The 15,536-nt window shown below is 48.4% G+C and carries 16 protein-coding genes; 4 read left to right on the top strand and 12 right to left on the bottom strand.

Annotated elements, in window-relative coordinates; translation table 11 throughout:
- Nucleotides 1-96: 96 nt before the first annotated feature.
- The 11 genes from JOD82_RS04870 to JOD82_RS04820 all read right to left on the bottom strand — a co-directional run bounded on the left by JOD82_RS04870 (nucleotide 97) and on the right by JOD82_RS04820 (nucleotide 10,751).
- Nucleotides 97-1,344, bottom strand: coding sequence for an L-threonylcarbamoyladenylate synthase (locus JOD82_RS04870; RefSeq protein ID WP_209947796.1), 1,248 nt, complete (start codon nucleotides 1,342-1,344; stop codon nucleotides 97-99).
- 154 nt (nucleotides 1,345-1,498) lie between these two features.
- Nucleotides 1,499-2,191, bottom strand: a complete 693-nt coding sequence (spoIIR, locus tag JOD82_RS04865) for a stage II sporulation protein R (protein WP_209947794.1) — start codon at nucleotides 2,189-2,191, stop codon at nucleotides 1,499-1,501.
- Between the two features lie 256 nt (nucleotides 2,192-2,447).
- Entirely contained in the window at nucleotides 2,448-3,641 is a 1,194-nt protein-coding gene (locus tag JOD82_RS04860) for an FtsW/RodA/SpoVE family cell cycle protein (RefSeq protein WP_071643366.1), read from the bottom strand.
- Between the two features lie 75 nt (nucleotides 3,642-3,716).
- Nucleotides 3,717-4,616 carry a peptide chain release factor N(5)-glutamine methyltransferase gene (prmC, locus tag JOD82_RS04855; RefSeq protein WP_209947792.1) on the bottom strand — a complete coding sequence of 300 codons (900 nt, stop codon included), beginning with the start codon at nucleotides 4,614-4,616 and terminating at the stop codon, nucleotides 3,717-3,719.
- A 3-nt stretch (nucleotides 4,617-4,619) separates the two neighbouring features.
- Nucleotides 4,620-5,687, bottom strand: coding sequence for a peptide chain release factor 1 (gene prfA, locus JOD82_RS04850; protein WP_013312344.1), 1,068 nt, complete (start codon nucleotides 5,685-5,687; stop codon nucleotides 4,620-4,622).
- 270 nt (nucleotides 5,688-5,957) lie between these two features.
- Nucleotides 5,958-7,058: a redox-regulated ATPase YchF gene (ychF, locus tag JOD82_RS04845; RefSeq protein ID WP_209947790.1), complete on the bottom strand. Its 1,101-nt coding sequence runs from the start codon at nucleotides 7,056-7,058 to the stop codon at nucleotides 5,958-5,960.
- Nucleotides 7,059-7,189: 131 nt separating this feature from the next.
- Nucleotides 7,190-7,681, bottom strand: a complete 492-nt coding sequence (locus tag JOD82_RS04840; protein ID WP_209947788.1) for a GNAT family N-acetyltransferase — start codon at nucleotides 7,679-7,681, stop codon at nucleotides 7,190-7,192.
- On the bottom strand, nucleotides 7,678-8,778 hold the full coding sequence (gene fni, locus JOD82_RS04835) for a type 2 isopentenyl-diphosphate Delta-isomerase (RefSeq protein ID WP_209947786.1): 1,101 nt from the start codon (nucleotides 8,776-8,778) through the stop codon (nucleotides 7,678-7,680). Before fni ends, JOD82_RS04840 begins: the two co-directional genes overlap by 4 nt.
- A 266-nt stretch (nucleotides 8,779-9,044) precedes the next feature.
- A complete protein-coding gene (locus JOD82_RS04830) occupies nucleotides 9,045-9,503 on the bottom strand; it encodes a DMT family transporter (RefSeq protein ID WP_029518524.1) in 459 nt (152 codons plus the stop codon).
- Between the two features lie 58 nt (nucleotides 9,504-9,561).
- Nucleotides 9,562-10,266, bottom strand: a complete 705-nt coding sequence (locus tag JOD82_RS04825; RefSeq protein ID WP_029518525.1) for a Crp/Fnr family transcriptional regulator — start codon at nucleotides 10,264-10,266, stop codon at nucleotides 9,562-9,564.
- 59 nt (nucleotides 10,267-10,325) lie between these two features.
- A complete protein-coding gene (locus JOD82_RS04820) occupies nucleotides 10,326-10,751 on the bottom strand; it encodes a DMT family transporter (protein WP_069010024.1) in 426 nt (141 codons plus the stop codon).
- Between the two features lie 230 nt (nucleotides 10,752-10,981).
- Between JOD82_RS04820 and JOD82_RS04815 the strand changes: the two genes are divergently transcribed.
- A complete protein-coding gene (locus JOD82_RS04815) occupies nucleotides 10,982-12,478 on the top strand; it encodes a phospholipase D family protein (protein WP_069010025.1) in 1,497 nt (498 codons plus the stop codon).
- Between the two features lie 35 nt (nucleotides 12,479-12,513).
- On the opposite strand, the gene cls is transcribed toward JOD82_RS04815, so the two are convergent.
- Nucleotides 12,514-14,025 carry a cardiolipin synthase gene (cls, locus tag JOD82_RS04810; RefSeq protein WP_029518528.1) on the bottom strand — a complete coding sequence of 504 codons (1,512 nt, stop codon included), beginning with the start codon at nucleotides 14,023-14,025 and terminating at the stop codon, nucleotides 12,514-12,516.
- A 204-nt stretch (nucleotides 14,026-14,229) separates the two neighbouring features.
- Here cls and JOD82_RS04805 point away from each other — a divergent pair, with 204 nt between their 5' ends.
- The 3 genes from JOD82_RS04805 to JOD82_RS04795 are packed head-to-tail and all read left to right on the top strand — an operon-like array spanning nucleotide 14,230 to nucleotide 15,523.
- Nucleotides 14,230-14,823 carry a TetR/AcrR family transcriptional regulator gene (locus tag JOD82_RS04805; protein WP_209947784.1) on the top strand — a complete coding sequence of 198 codons (594 nt, stop codon included), beginning with the start codon at nucleotides 14,230-14,232 and terminating at the stop codon, nucleotides 14,821-14,823.
- A 44-nt stretch (nucleotides 14,824-14,867) separates the two neighbouring features.
- The gene (locus JOD82_RS04800; protein ID WP_013312354.1) at nucleotides 14,868-15,209 is read left to right on the top strand and encodes a DMT family transporter; all 342 of its coding nucleotides are present in this window, start codon (nucleotides 14,868-14,870) and stop codon (nucleotides 15,207-15,209) included.
- On the top strand, nucleotides 15,209-15,523 hold the full coding sequence (locus JOD82_RS04795; RefSeq protein ID WP_013312355.1) for a DMT family transporter: 315 nt from the start codon (nucleotides 15,209-15,211) through the stop codon (nucleotides 15,521-15,523). The genes JOD82_RS04800 and JOD82_RS04795 overlap by 1 nt, the downstream gene beginning before the upstream one ends.
- The last annotated feature ends 13 nt before the right edge of the window (nucleotides 15,524-15,536 follow it).

Below are 15,536 nucleotides of genomic sequence, written 5' to 3'. Positions count from 1 at the left end.
CAAGGGGCAAATCAGTACAAGCATGTACTGAAAGTACCCAATACCGAGACGAGGAGGGAGGAAAATTTAATATAAGAGGCTCTGATTCGACAGAAGCTACAAGCGGACGATTCGGTGACCTGCCGCTTTAAGCAGGCGGTTCATGACGGCGTCTCCCAATCCTTTCGGCGGACAGGATTCCGACAAAATGTAGGTGACGCCGTCCTCGTCGCAGCGGCGCAGCACGCCGTACAGGCGCTGCGCCGCCTCATGGAGCGCGTCCAGCTTGCCTAGCGTGTAGACGCGTTCTCCGGCGTAGCCGGCGGCATGCTCGTCGAACGCGAGCACTGCCGTGCGCTCCCCGCGCGCGGAAGCCTCCGCCAGCGCGGCGCGAATCCAGCCCGTCACCTCAACGGACGACGGGCCTTGTACCACGCTCAAGCGGCCTCGCGGCGCGTAGTGCGTGTACTTCATGCCCGGCGAGCGCGGCGCTGGGCTGTCCGCGTCTTCCCCGGGCGTAACAGTCAACGCCGGGTCCAGCACGACGGCGCGAGCAACCGCAGCGAGCTGCTCAGCCGTCACGCCGCCGGGGCGCAGGATGGTGACGGTTCCGTCGTCACCCGCCTGCACCACCGTGGACTCCAGCCCCACCCCTGTGGGACCTCCGTCCAAAATGCCGCCAATGCGGCCCTCCAGATCCTCTCGCACATGCTGTGCAAGGGTGGGACTGGGCCTTCCCGACCGGTTGGCGCTTGGCGCAGCCAGTGGACAACCCGCTTCAGCGATCAAACGAAGCGCTATCGGATGATCCGGCATGCGCACACCGACTGTATCCAGCCCAGCTGTCACACGCGATGACAGTGCCTGCGGCACCACTGGCAATACGAGAGTCAGCGGTCCCGGCCAGAACATATTCATAAGCGCCCGGGCTGTATCGTTTATTTCTGCTACCAACCCCTCTAATTGATCAGCATCAGAAATATGTACAATGAGCGGGTTATCGGAAGGGCGTCCTTTGGCAGCAAATACCGTCTCCACCGCTTTTGTACTACGTGCATCGGCCCCCAGGCCGTACACGGTCTCCGTAGGAAAGGCTACCGTCTCTCCAGCTTGGAGAAGTAAGGCGGCCTCGCGTATGCCCTTTTCCGCCGCGATCCGAGTCTGTTCATCCCAAATTTCGTCAGAAACATCCCCGTCAGTGTTGCTCACAGGAACCAAACATCTTACATCCCACCATTGGGTATGGGAAGACTTCAATGCCTGCTTCAGCTCGCAATTTTCCTGTTCGTCCAGCTTTTGCTCCGATTTTTCCTTTTGCACAAAATCTCCGCGCAAGTCTTGCATTTGATTCGATTTATCGCTCATATCAGATCATCCCATATCTTATTGTCATATACAGGCCAGTGATTTCTTCTGATCCTATAAGGCTACTTTGAAAGATCAGTTCATTGGCTCTGCCATGTGTATATCTATCGTAAGTTCCATTATAGCATATGGGGAAACTTACACTCCTCAACGTTTAGGCAAACAAGCCACTCACCCAGCTACACAGTCCCGCAAGTGCATCCCACAGAAAAAAACGTACTTCCGGCTCCTTGTCAGCGGCATTCGTCCGACTTTCTCCGTGATCCGTTTTTGCTGATACCGTTTGTGCCGCTGCTTCCCCACTGCCTGCATCAATAAAGCACAACGGAGGAAACAGCACGCACCACCAATTTTGCCCTTTTCCTTGCCCCAGCGTAACCCGAAGCGCTTCATAATTCCCTGCTGGGTAGACCAGACCACCGTACATTTTCGTCGGGAAAGGTACGCTCGCCAGTTCCACCTGATGATCATATGCAATGCCGCGACGAGCCAGTTCCGTACCTACCAAACGGTCAATTTCAGGTAAATGAGCACCAATCAATGATCTAGCTTGATCTAAGCTTTGCGGGTTTTCCAGCTCACCCACCCAGGCATTCATCTGCTGTACAATAGCGTCCCGTATTTCGCGTTTAACCAGCTGATCCTCCGGACGATCCGAGTTGGCCAAAATACGCAGTCGAATGGAGTCATGTGGAATCACATTCAGCCCTGTTGTAGCTACTCCTGATGCTAAGGTTCCTCTTGTTCCAGTGGTCATAGCAGCATCCGTCTTTTGACCTTCCCAAGACATCATTAATATCGAAATACAAAATAGTATCATTGCAGCTTGCTTGATCCAATTGTTCATCTTCGTCTCCCCCAAACCCAAACTCTATCATGTCTATCAGTCTGTCCGGTTTGGGAGAGTCTAAACCTATGAATCTTATAAAAGATTCAGGAACACTTTACAGATTTTCTTCAATACACCCTCAAATCATGCTACACCAAGCTTCTGACCCTCACCGAGGCATATAAAAAAGCCCAGATTTCACAATCTGGACTCTTTCGTTGCACCGTTTCAACTCACACAAATGCCAATCAGTTTCAAGCCAAATCCACCTGCACTAGGCTTTTTTCGCCTTCGTCAAGCTTACTCTGGAAGGCTGCGGCAGATCGTCCTCCAGCTCTTGGCCGTGCACCTTAATACTCATAACCAAGCCGATACTAGCCATGTTAATAAGCAACGAGGTACCACCATAACTTATGAACGGGAGCGTAATCCCCGTAAGCGGCATAATGCCCAGAAACGCACCAATATTCTCAAAAATCTGGTACAGCAACATGGACACAATCCCGACAATAATATACGGTCCGGCGCGATCCCGGCATTCCAGCGAAATCAGGATCATGCGGTGAATCAAAATAAAATATAACAATAGCAGCACTGAAGAGCCTACAAAGCCAAATTCCTCCGCTACGACCACAAAAATAGAATCCGCGTACGTATAAGGAACACGCCCGGACTGTACCGAGGTTCCTTGCAAAAAGCCCTTGCCCATCATCCCGCCAGAGGCTATCGCCAGCTTGGCATTTTTGGTATGATAAGACGCCTTCGCGGTTGCCTCTTCCGGTACCAACCAAGGGTCCAAACGCTCAACCCAGTGACTACGGCCAATCCCCTTCATAAAGGAGTCAATCTCATCGTGAAACGAAATATAAGCTTTGATCCCGCCACCAACAGCGACTGCAAATACGATGAATCCGATTAACGCATGAGATGCCTTCACATTACCAATCCATAGCATACCGATGACGATGACAATGTAACCGAGCGCATTACCCAAGTCATTTTGTGCCATAACCATGGCAAACGGGACAAAGCTCACCAGAGCGACTGGAAGAACATCCTGAATAAAATACAGCTTGCTCTTGCGCTTTTTGATCAGCATATAAGTCAGAAAAATGATAAGGACCAGCTTGAATACCTCAGCAGGCTGAAGATTCAAGCCACCAATTTTCAAAAAGCCCTGAGAGTTGTTAACCGTCCCGCCAAAAAATCCGAGACCCAATAGGAATATTCCGCCTCCATATACGTACAGGGCTTTTTTAATGAATATCCGAAAATCGACCATCGCTAAACCCAAGATCGCCACAAAACCCAATATATAATACCCGATCATCTTCTGGTAGTCATTGCCGTGCTCTGCCAAGTTCGTAGGGCCCCTACCTGCGCTGTATACCGTTATGATACTAATCGCCATGAGCAAAACCAGAATAAAGATAACCGGACCGTCAATTTTTTTCAATTTCTGAAGCATGATTTCCCCCTGAGCCGTTTCTCGGTCATACCCCTCTTATTCTAAAGGAAAGACTCGCAAAAAGAAAATGCAGCACTACTCCGAGACGCCTAGGACATGTCGTTCGATCCCTGCAAGGTCAGGAACGATTATAATGTCCTTCCAATGACCTGCCTGTTCCAACAGGCCAGCCACGTCTCTGGCCTGTCCCATCCCCAGTTCAAACCCGATTAGCCGGGGCGGAGTCTGAAGGAGTCCGAGCTGCTCCAGCATTGCCCGATACGGGCCGAGCCCGTCAGGACCACCATCCAACGCCATCCGCGGCTCATGGTCGCGTACCTCTGGCTGTAAGCCAGCGATGTCAGCAGCCGGGATGTACGGCGGGTTGGACACGAGAATGTCCACCGCCGTTCCCGCAAATGGCGTCAGCAGATCGCCCTCGCGGAATTCTACGACTGCGCCGTTCGCAGCGGCGTTATGAGCCGCAACTTTTAACGCGGCAGCCGAAATATCCCCTGCCGCCACGCGCCAGCTCGGTCGCTCAGCCGCCAGCGTCACGGCAATCGCACCGCTGCCCGCGCCGATGTCGAGCGCCTGCGGAGCGCCGCTTGGCCACAGCCGATCGCCGTGCTGGAGTATCGCCTCGACGAGCAGTTCTGTCTCGGGGCGTGGAATCAGCACCGATGGCGAAACCAAGAACGGGCGGCCATAAAATTCCTGCCGTCCGATAATATACTGCGCCGGTTCACCCGCAGCTTTACGGGCTATGATCCGTTCCCACGCCTCCTTGGCGGTGGAAGGGAACGGATCACCCAAAGCGGCGTAAAACGCCGTACCTTCCAACCCGAGCACATGCTCCAGCAGCAAACGGGCATTATGCTGCGGCTCCAGAACGCCACAGCTTCCTAAAAAAGAAGAAGCCTCAACTAAGGCTTCTCTGACACTCATGTTCCGTTCCGGCGACATCCGATACACACAATCGCGTTCGTTCCCCAAAACTTAAACCTCTTGTTCCATCAAATCAGCCTGCTCTGCAATCGTGAGCGCCGATACGATTTCTTCGATCTCCCCGTTCATCACCTGGTCCAACTTATGCATAGTTAGGCCAATACGATGATCCGTTACACGGCTTTGCGGGAAATTGTAGGTACGTATACGCTCACTGCGGTCTCCAGTACCTACTTTGCTCTTACGCTCGCCTGCATATTTGGCTTCCTCTTCCTGACGCAACATATCCGAAATACGGGCACGCAAAACTTGCAGCGCCTTCTCCTTATTGGAGTTCTGGGATTTTCCGTCCTGACAGGTTGCCATAATACCTGTTGGCATATGCGTTACACGCACCGCCGACTTGGTCGTATTAACGGACTGTCCGCCTGCACCGCTGGAACAGAACGTATCCACGCGAATATCCTTATCGGAAATTTCAATATCCACTTCTTCGGCCTCAGGCATAACGGATACTGTAGATGTCGACGTATGAATACGCCCACCTGATTCCGTCGTCGGAATCCGCTGTACGCGGTGTGCGCCGCTTTCGAATTTCATTTTGCTGTATGCACCACGACCGTTAATCATGAAAATAACCTCTTTAAAGCCCCCGAGATCATTCATGTTCGCGTCCATCAGCTCTACACGCCAGCCTTGGGTATCGGCATAACGAGTATACATCCGATACAAGTCAGCTGCGAACAGTGCCGCTTCGTCACCACCTGCTGCACCACGAATCTCAATAATAACGTTCTTATCATCATTCGGGTCCTTTGGCAGCAGCAAAATACGGATTTTTTCATCCAGCTCCCGCTTGCGAACACTCAGTTCTTCAATCTCCATTTTGACCATTTCACGCATCTCGTCGTCCAGCTTTTCACCCTGCATGGTTTTTGCAGCTTCCAGCTCTTCAACGACATTTTTATATTCGGTATATGCTTCATAAGCAGGCTGTAAATCAGACTGTTCTTTGGAATAATCTCTAAGTTTTTTGCTATCGTTCGCTACATCCGGATCGCAGAGCAGTTCGCTCAGTTTATCGTAGCGGTCCGCCAATGATTGCAATCGGTCCAACAAGCGATTCACCTCTTCAGTTAAATTAATATGAACCAGCTTCAATTTCACTGGCTACAGCTCTTTATTATACCAACTAATTCATGAATTAGCTACAAGAAATACTGACTAATTTAGGATTTTGCAAAAATCCACACAACAGCAATACAATAAAAAAGTCGCCGCCCTAATATAGGCAGCGACCACGTAATCTAGCACTTTTCAGAACACACATACATTAAGTCATCGTCTTTTATATATCCGAATCAGGTATTGTATTCTGGAAATTATATATTAAACATTAAAACGGAAATGCATAACGTCTCCGTCCTGCACTACATATTCCTTACCTTCCAGACGAAGCTGACCACGTTCCTTGGCCCCGTTCATCGAACCAGCAGCGACCAAATCATTGTAGGATACAACCTCGGCACGAATAAATCCGCGTTCAAAATCCGTATGGATTACGCCCGCAGCACCCGGTGCTTTCGTTCCTTTATGAATCGTCCAAGCGCGTACTTCCTGTACACCTGCTGTGAAATACGTATACAGTCCCAACAAGCGGTAAGCCGCTTTAATCAGACGGTTCAATCCGGATTCAGCTAATCCCAGCTCCTCAAGGAACATCGCCTTGTCTTCGCCTTCCAGCTCAGCGATTTCAGATTCTACTTTGGCGCTGATCGGTACCACTTCTGCATTTTCCGCTACGGCAAAATCGCGTACCTGTTGCACATATGGATTGCTGTCGGCTTCCGTTACGCCATCTTCGCTGACATTTGCAGCGTACAGTACAGGCTTCATCGTAAGCAAATGAAGATCGCGTACAATCAACCGTTCTTCATCCGTTAATTCTAAGCTACGCGCAGGTTTATCAGCATACAGCGATTCCTTGATCCGCTCCAGCACTTCTACCTCTTGGGTGTACTGCTTGTTGCCACCCTTCATGTTTTTGCGGGAACGTTCAATACGCTTGTCTACACTTTCGATATCCGCCAGAATCAGTTCCAAATTAATGGTCTGAATGTCGCTGATCGGGTCAATTTTGCCGTCCACATGGGTAATGTTCTCATCTTCAAAGCAACGTACCACATGTACAATCGCATCCACTTCACGAATATGAGCCAGAAATTTGTTACCCAGACCCTCGCCCTTGCTCGCACCGCGCACAAGTCCTGCAATATCAACAAATTCAAATGCCGTTGGCACCGTTTTATTCGGCACAACCAGTTCGGTCAGCTTATCCAGCCGCTCGTCTGGTACTTCAACGACGCCTACATTGGGGTCAATCGTACAAAATGGATAGTTTGCGGATTCCGCACCCGCCTGCGTTATTGCGTTAAAAAGTGTTGATTTGCCCACGTTCGGCAAGCCCACAATCCCCGCTTTTAAAGCCATAATCAGAACAACTCCCGTTTATATAAAATATGCGTTATGCCATCCGTTAGTTTACCAACCCACATTATATATGAGAACCTATACACGCGGCAAGCATACGGTTATGAAATTCAGGATATTGCTATCCCTATTTAGATTTCTTTGCTCATCTGGATATCTGTAATCCGATAGCCCGACTTGCGATATACATGCAAAGCTCGCTCATTATGCCCAAATACATGCAAACCGATGCGGACTGCTCCCAGTCTGCGAGCCTCCTGTTCCAAAGCCCCCATCGCCAGCGTGCCTAGACCCCTCCCCTGATATGAATCGTAGACAAGAATATCCAGTAGGAAAGCTTCTTTTCCTTGCACCCCATCCGTAATATTGAACCAGATGTAGCCAGCTTCCTCCTGACTCTGCCCCCCGGCATCGGAAAACATCAACATATACAGGTGAGCATGAGGTGTGTCTAGTCTCTGTGGCAGGTATCGAGCAAAACTTTCTGCCGCACGTTCTGGTGCTTCTTCTACCGTCCATGTACCTGCTTGGATTTTCTCATCCGCATAGTCGGCAAGCGAGCGTTGTTCAAATCGATCATATTGCTCCGCATTCATCGGAACCAATGTAATAAGTCCGCTCATCCGTTTACCTTCTTTCTTAGTCGAGTCGTATCTTTGAGTCCTTCTATTCCATCTACCCCAATCCCAAACATGACCGTTCGGAGTTCCAGCTCCACCTGCTCCAGGCGTGCTTCCAGCGCTTCGCTGGAGGCAACCGCCGAACCGAGCAAAGAACGCCCGAAGCCTGCCATGTCAGCCCCCAGAGCGAGCGCCTTCGCTGCATCGACACCGTCTCTCAGTCCACCGCTGCCGATCAGAGCACCATGTGGCTGAACGGCTCTGACTTCCACGATACAATCAGCGGTCGAGTTGCCCCAATCCGCAAATGCCTCCGCCGCCGCGCGACGAACAGGATCAGGATTGCGAAATTTTTCCACTTGGCTCCAGCTTGTCCCGCCTGCGCCAGCTATATCTATAAAGGCTGCACCCGCATCATACAGTCTCGATGCCGTCTCGCCATCTATGCCCCAACCTACTTCCTTCACTCCTACAGGCACTGAAAGCTGACGGCACAACTCCTCAATGCGCTGAAGCAAACCGCTAAAATCCAAATTCCCTTCAGGTTGAAAAATCTCCTGCAATCCGTTCAAATGCAGCACCAACATATCTGCTCCAGCAATTTCCACTGCACGGCGACAATCGTCCACGCCAAATCCGTAGTTCAGTTGCACCGCACCCAGATTGGCAAGGATCGGGATACTGGGTGCCAGACGGCGAACCGCAAAGGTTGAAGCCAGTTCCTCCCTTTCCACCGCAGCCCGTACCGAACCGACGCCCAATGCCCAGCCGCGTCTCTCCGCTGTCTCTGCTAACCGCTCATTAATTGCTCCTGTCTCGGCGCTGCCGCCTGTCATGGAGCTAATAAGCAACGGTGTTCGTACAGCCTGTCCTAAAAAAGTAGTATCCAGGCGAACCTCGTCAAAATGCAACTCCGGCAGAGCGCAGTGCTTAAAGACATACCGCTCCAGCCCGCTGGTGATACCTTGTCCGGCCACATCTTCTTGCAAACAAAGGCGGACGTGCTCAATCTTCCGTTCGCCTGTCCGCGCGGCAGGCAACAAAGAGCCGGATCTGTTAAAGCCGTCAGGTGCTCCTTTTTTATTCTCTGTACTACTCATCTATGTTCCACCTCATCCAAAGTCACTCTGTTTATTGTATCAAGTTCAAGAAGCACAAATAAGACCGTTCCCGAACACGGTAACCGATCTATTTATCGTCTCTTATACAAATATCGTATGCCCTTAAAATGGCTATTTTAAGATACTCTCATTGTATCATGGATGGGAAAATATATACACGATCGTGAACATTTTTTCTCCCCCATAGATCATGTTCAAAATACGCAATAAACCAGTTATTTCGGAAACTTTACAGAAAAGCCGCCCTAATTGAGCTGCCGCTTTTCTGCAAAATGTCCAAATTTAAACACAAGAATACCACCGATAATGACCAATACACCGATCAGCTTGTTAATGGTAAACGGAATTTTCTCTAATCCTAGCCATCCTAATGAATCCCACAACAGGGCGGTCCCTAATTGCGCTGTCAATACAATGGAGATCGCATAGGTCGGGCCAAGTCGCTTCATTCCTTGTACCAGACAGAACACAACACCGACACCAATCATGCCACTGAACCAGTACCACGGCTGCATATGCTGTAAAGCAAATGTATTTTTCCCTTCAAAAATAAGACTCCCGAGTAAGGAAGCCAAGAACCCTGTGCCCAGCACCAATGTTGTTGTGGCCCACGATCCTGTCCGTTCATTCACCTTATTATTGAATATCGTTTGCAGACTGACCAAGGCACCTGCGATAACCGCCAATACAATTCCTAATAACATATGTTAACTCTCCCTTGATGATCCTTGATATTCTTCTGTTTTTTACTACATGCTCCTATTACAATGATTCATAAATATTATGTCCTGCCAGTTCACTCAAACCTTTTCTGTCCCGAATGACAATATAGCCTTTTGTCCGTTCAACCCATCCATCTTCAATCATTTTGCGAATAACACGGTTGAGATGTCTATAGCTGGTTCCGATCAAATTCGCCACATCTACCAGACTGGATGCCCGTAATTCCTCATGAAAAGCTGTATTCGATTCGTCAAAAGAAACCGATAGCAGGTAGCTCGCCAGTCTGACTTCCACCGGATACATGAGATTAAAACTGGAAAAGTCGGAGTCCAGGCAAAACTTTCGCGTGACAACATCCAATAGAAATTGCAGCAAAGGAGCATAGTCTTTGCCGTATTTGTTCATCCATTGGTGGTGAATACCGATCACATAGATCGGAGACACTGCCTCTACCGTGTTGATGACGTGACTATTCCGAATATATTCAACATCTCCTATGACCTCGATCGGTGTTTTGAAGCAAAGGATCAGGGTTTTCCCTTCTGTAGAACTGGTATAAATCTTGACCTTGCCCTGCACCAGTATATATAGATGCTCAATGGGATCCCCCTGTAAACAGAGCTTTTCCCCTTGCTCCAAACGATGCAACGACAAATAAGGATGTAGTGGCTCGTAGAGTATGGATTCCAACTCATGCAGCTGCAAAAAATATTTTAGCTGCTCTTGATCCTGAATTTCTCTCATTCCTAAGCTCACCTTCAATCTCTACATTCTAAGCTTTCTTTACAAGTTAAATTTCTATTTTAAAGCTTCAGAATAATTACACCCGCGATCATCATACCAATACCTATAAATTGTGGCAGCTTCATCTTTTGCTTCACTATACCGAACCATCCCTTAATATCTACCAGAAAGGTTAAACACAACTGCGCAATCAACAACGCCGAGATCGTGAACGTAACCCCAATATGTTGGATCGCCGTGACTTCACTAAATATAATAATAGCTGCAAAGGCACCGCCCCAAAGATACATTGGCTTCACCTGTTTCATTTCAGCCACATTGCCATCCCTTGTAAACATCCAGACTAATGCTGCCAAAATAAACCCTATTAGCTGAGTAACAGCAGCAGCCTGCCATGTACCAATATCCTGACTAATCCGTGTATTCGCTACACCTTGTAGCGTAATACACGCTCCTCCCAGAAAAGCAAACAAGATTCCTCTCATAAATCGTTATTCTCCCCATGTAAATGACTTTTCTATATATTAAATTATAGGGCAGACTCTCTATAAAGGACATATGTCCTCAACGAATAGTAAAACATCCTTCATTTCATTCAGTATCCGCGTCAATCCTGCACACTTGCGTTAATAACTTGACAGTATCCCATCATAAAACTGCATGTTCCGGCACGGTAAAACGGAATGCAGCATCCAATTGAGGAGTTGATCGTCATATGACTACACGTGATCCGCTGCATTCTAAGCCGGAATATCAAAGAAAATCCAGGCATAAGGGCCGTGCCCTTAAAATCGCCATTCTGGTACTTATCCTTTGGCTGATTGCCGTCATGCTGTATCAGACCCATAAACCCTTGCCTCCGTTCGTCTCTTATGAGAGCCAGGAGTATTCAACCCATGAGGTAAACTTCTGGACGGATTTGACCTATCCCACCGGGGATGGTAGTACTGCACAGCATGAAGGACAAATTTTGAAGCGTATGCTCGGGATCATTGATGAAGCCGAGCAATTTATCGTCATCGATCTGTTTCTGTTCAACGACTATAAGCATAAAGGTCAGCACTTCCCCCAAGTTAGCGCACAAATGACCGATCATCTTATTGCCAAAAAGAAAGCTCATCCTGATATGCCTATCTTTTTCATTACAGATGAAGTCAATACCAACTACAATTCTGCTCCCAACCCTTTGTTGGAAAATATGAAGCGAGCAGGGATTCAGGTCGTGCAGACCGATGTAGATCCCCTGCGGGACTCTACACCCATCTATTCGGCGGTGTGGCGTACCTTCTTCCAATGGTTCGGGCAGCAAGGCACAGGCTGGATTCCCAACCTGATGGCCAGTGACGGACCGGATGTTACGGCTCGCTCCTATCTTAAGCTGTTAAACGTCAAGGCCAATCACCGAAAATTGGTTGTCAGCGAACAGACAGCGCTCATTTCTACAGGCAATGTGCACGACGCGAGCGCCTACCACTCCAATGTAGCGCTGGAGGTGAAGGGGCCCATCATCGGAGACATTTTACAAACGGAACAGGCGGTGTTGGACTTTTCGGGCGGTGGGCAGCTTCCTGCCTATACACCACAGGCCGAACCCAAAGTTCCATCGAGTAAGGACAGCTATCGAATCAAATATCTAACTGAGGGCAAGGTGTACACCTCGGTTCTGGATGGCATCGGGCAGACGAAGAAAGGTGACAGCATTCATATGGGCATGTTTTATTTGGCTGACCGCAAAGTATTGAATAGCCTACTGGATGCCTCTGCGCGCGGTGTAAACATCCAATTACTGCTGGACCCCAATGAGAACGCGTTTGGTCAGGAAAAAATCGGCATCCCCAATCGTCCGGTCGCCCAAGAGTTGTCCGATAAATCGGGCGGGAACATTCAAATTCGCTGGTATCATACCACCCATGAGCAATTCCATACCAAACTGATTTATATCGCCAAGGCGCAAGGAGAGCATATCATTTGGGGTGGCTCTACCAATCTGACGCCCCGTAATCTGGATGATTTGAATCTGGAAAATGAATTGTGGGTGGCCGCTCCGGCGGACAGCAAGCTGACCCGACAGGTTGCGGCCTATTTTGATAAGCTATGGAATAATCAGGGGGCTGAATACAGCTTGGATCTAGCAGCTTACGAGGATCATTCAACATTTTGGAAAGATATTATATACCGTCTACAGGATATTTTAGGCTTTACTACATTTTAACTACCGAATAGTGCTGTAGCGAATTCGTTTATGACCTACAACAGCGGTGAAAGCAGCCGCGCGAGCGATTCCATCAAACGTTTGAACAGACGTTTTTTCATGAATTCTTCGCGTACGATCAGACTGGCAGAATGCAAATCTCGTTCGTAGTCTGTTACCATCTGCTGCACACTGTGCGTTTGAATTAACAGAGCGTTAACTTCAAAATTCAAATGAAAGCTACGCATATCCATATTGGCTGTCCCGATGGTCGCAACTTCCCCGTCAATGATGAGGAGCTTGGAGTGGAGGAACCCTTTTTCATATTCATATACCTTGACTCCAACCTCCAGTAACGACTGGAAGTACGAATGAGACGCGAGAAAAGGTAGCCATTTATCCGGTTTTGCGGGAAACAGAATACGTACGTCCAACCCGGACAAGGCAGCCATCCGTAAGGCAGTCAGGATATCTTCATCCGGGATAAAATAAGGAGTGGCAATCCAGACTGATTTTCGGGCGGACGTGATCATGGAGAAAAACAGATTTTTAAGCACTCTCCGCTCATTATCCGGGCCGCTAGCAATAATCTGCACGCCTCCGTCTGTAATGGGTTCAATACTGGGAGACAGATATTCGCTATCGAGCACCGACTCACCCGTCATGTGAAGCCAATCCTGTAGAAATATAAGCTGCAACGTCCGCACAGCTTCGCCCTTCACAATCATATGCGTATCACGCCAAAAGCCGTAGGCTTTGTTGCGGCTGAGATACTCATCTCCCACATTTAGACCACCAATTAATCCGATATTACCGTCGATGACTACAATTTTACGGTGATTACGATAGTTTACCCGGCTGGAGAAGAACAAGATCCGAGCGCCGCCGTACGCAACAACCTCTACTCCTGCATCTCTCATTTCTTTCAAAAATGACTTTGACAACTGAATACTGCCCACCGCATCGTACATAAACCGAACCTTAACACCCGCTTTAGCCTTTTCAATCAAAATTTTCTGAATGCTGGTACCGATATCATCCGAACGGAAAATGTAATATTCCATATGGATATGATGCTGCGCCTTGCGCAGCTCTTCTAGCAAAGTGGAGAAGGTTTCATCTCCATTGTTCAGAATTTGAGTTTCGGTCGCAAAATAAATCGGGGAGCGGGCCAGTCTGCGTGCCAAACGCATCAACTGCTGCTGCTCATCTGTAAAGCAGGTCAGATCCCGTTTGACTCGCAAAGCATCCTTTTCTATGCGGTCGTAAGCCTGTTGGTCACGCAATGCCTTTTTATCATACTTGCGACGCTTGAATACATTTTGCCCAAACAGAAAATAGAGAGGAAGTCCAACGACTGGCAGCAATGCCAGCAGCAAAATCCAGGACATCGTAGTGGAGGGATTACGATTCTCCGTAAAAATAATCAGACTGATGGAGATCACTGTCAGGGTGGAAAAAATACTGATGACAGTTCCTTCATTTTTGCCGATGTAATTAAACAAGCCAAAATAATAAATAATAAACACCATAGCCGCGATCAATACGGCTAGTAAGCTTCGCCTCATAACTAACCTCACTTCCAGTGGACTGCATTCGACAAGTATTCTTCATTATATTGTACATGAGCCCCTTATTTCTTCCCACTTTTTTATTAAAATGTTGATAAAAAAATCCAAAGAAAAGCTTTATACAAAACACAATGATGCTGGGTTGACACTTACTTTTTTTCGTGCAAGAATAAACTAACGAACGTTAGGTAGGTGACAATAATGGGAATGGAAGAGATTCGAAAGGCCGCTCTTTTTCAATTTGCCACCAATGGGTATGAAGGAGCATCCTTGAGCAGTATTGCCGCTGAGGTCGGTATCCGAAAACCGTCTATATACGCGCATTTCCAAGGCAAAGAGGATCTGTTCCTACAGGTAGCGAGGTATGCTTTTCAAGAGCAGAATCTACGTATTTTCGAGTACTTTACGGAACGTAAAGATCAGCCGCTTAAGCATACCCTGCATGACTTCTTGTTTTGGATGGGACAGGAATATGAGAGCAACGACTCAGCCAAGTTTATGCTTCGCTTTTCCTTCTTTCCGCCTGTATCGTTGTATAACGAGGTGCTGGATATTGTTAATCCTTTTCTGGACAAAATGGAGCGAAAATTAACTCGTCACCTCCGTAATGCACGGGATCGGGAACCCTTTGGGCATATGGAGCCAGTGAATGTGGCTTTAGCCTTTATGACACTGGTGGACGGAGTCATGGTGGAGCTCCTGTACAGTGGAAGCGTCAACTACCACCGAAGACTGAACGCTGCATGGCCTATTTTTTGGCGTGGGATTACGTTAACCTCACCTCATGAAGCATGAAGCTGTCGAACTTATAAAATTTATTTTTGAGGAGAATATTCATCATGAATCGCAGTTGGATTTACGTCTTTGTTGGCGGCCTGATTGAGGTCGTATGGGTATCGGGTTTGAAGCATGCGGATTCTATACTCGCCTGGGCTGTAACCGTGCTGGCTGTGGTGGCCAGCTTTTATTTGATCATGAAGGCTGCGAAGCGTTTGCCTGTAGGCACGGTATATGCTGTATTTACTGGACTAGGGACAGGGGGAACGGTCGTAGGTGAAATGCTGCTATTCGGGGAACCGTTTCAATGGTCCAAAACGCTGTTAATCGCCCTTTTGCTGGCAGGTGTGGTCGGCCTGAAGTTAGTTACCGACCGTGATGTTCAGGAAGGGAGTGGCGCATAATGGCTTGGATTGCTTTGGTTATCGCGGGATGCTCGGAAGTATTAGGAGTCATCGGTATGAAGGGAGTTACGGTGGGCAAAGGCTGGAAGTCCTTAGTGCTTATGGTCTTATCCTTTGTTCTTAGCTTTTCCCTGCTCAGCTATGCCATGAAAAGTTTGCCTATGGGAACTTCCTATGCCGTATGGACAGGCATCGGAACGGTTGGCAGCACGATTACAGGCATGTTCTTGTACGGTGAGCAAAAAAGCGTACTGCGTGTTTTATTCATCGCCATGATTCTTGCCGCAGCATTGGGATTAAAGCTGATATCTTAACATAAACGAATGG

It is taken from the genome of Paenibacillus sp. 1182 (assembly GCF_017833915.1).
Classification (GTDB): Bacteria; Bacillota; Bacilli; order Paenibacillales; family Paenibacillaceae; genus Paenibacillus; species Paenibacillus polymyxa_D.
Note: the sequence above shows the minus strand (reverse complement) of the source record. Positions and strands in the feature narration are given on the sequence as shown.

What these genes read in the sequence shown, in the direction of transcription:
- JOD82_RS04870 (WP_209947796.1), bottom strand. Translation starts at nt 1,344, where the DNA reads ATGAGCGATAAATCGAATCAAATGCAAGACTTGCGCGGAGATTTTGTG.
- spoIIR (WP_209947794.1), bottom strand. Translation starts at nt 2,191, where the DNA reads ATGAACAATTGGATCAAGCAAGCTGCAATGATACTATTTTGTATTTCG.
- JOD82_RS04860 (WP_071643366.1), bottom strand. Translation starts at nt 3,641, where the DNA reads ATGCTTCAGAAATTGAAAAAAATTGACGGTCCGGTTATCTTTATTCTG.
- ychF (WP_209947790.1), bottom strand. Translation starts at nt 7,058, where the DNA reads ATGGCTTTAAAAGCGGGGATTGTGGGCTTGCCGAACGTGGGCAAATCA.
- JOD82_RS04840 (WP_209947788.1), bottom strand. Translation starts at nt 7,681, where the DNA reads ATGAGCGGACTTATTACATTGGTTCCGATGAATGCGGAGCAATATGAT.
- fni (WP_209947786.1), bottom strand. Translation starts at nt 8,778, where the DNA reads ATGAGTAGTACAGAGAATAAAAAAGGAGCACCTGACGGCTTTAACAGA.
- JOD82_RS04830 (WP_029518524.1), bottom strand. Translation starts at nt 9,503, where the DNA reads ATGTTATTAGGAATTGTATTGGCGGTTATCGCAGGTGCCTTGGTCAGT.
- JOD82_RS04825 (WP_029518525.1), bottom strand. Translation starts at nt 10,266, where the DNA reads ATGAGAGAAATTCAGGATCAAGAGCAGCTAAAATATTTTTTGCAGCTG.
- JOD82_RS04820 (WP_069010024.1), bottom strand. Translation starts at nt 10,751, where the DNA reads ATGAGAGGAATCTTGTTTGCTTTTCTGGGAGGAGCGTGTATTACGCTA.
- JOD82_RS04815 (WP_069010025.1), top strand. Translation starts at nt 10,982, where the DNA reads ATGACTACACGTGATCCGCTGCATTCTAAGCCGGAATATCAAAGAAAA.
- cls (WP_029518528.1), bottom strand. Translation starts at nt 14,025, where the DNA reads ATGAGGCGAAGCTTACTAGCCGTATTGATCGCGGCTATGGTGTTTATT.
- JOD82_RS04805 (WP_209947784.1), top strand. Translation starts at nt 14,230, where the DNA reads ATGGGAATGGAAGAGATTCGAAAGGCCGCTCTTTTTCAATTTGCCACC.
- JOD82_RS04800 (WP_013312354.1), top strand. Translation starts at nt 14,868, where the DNA reads ATGAATCGCAGTTGGATTTACGTCTTTGTTGGCGGCCTGATTGAGGTC.
- JOD82_RS04795 (WP_013312355.1), top strand. Translation starts at nt 15,209, where the DNA reads ATGGCTTGGATTGCTTTGGTTATCGCGGGATGCTCGGAAGTATTAGGA.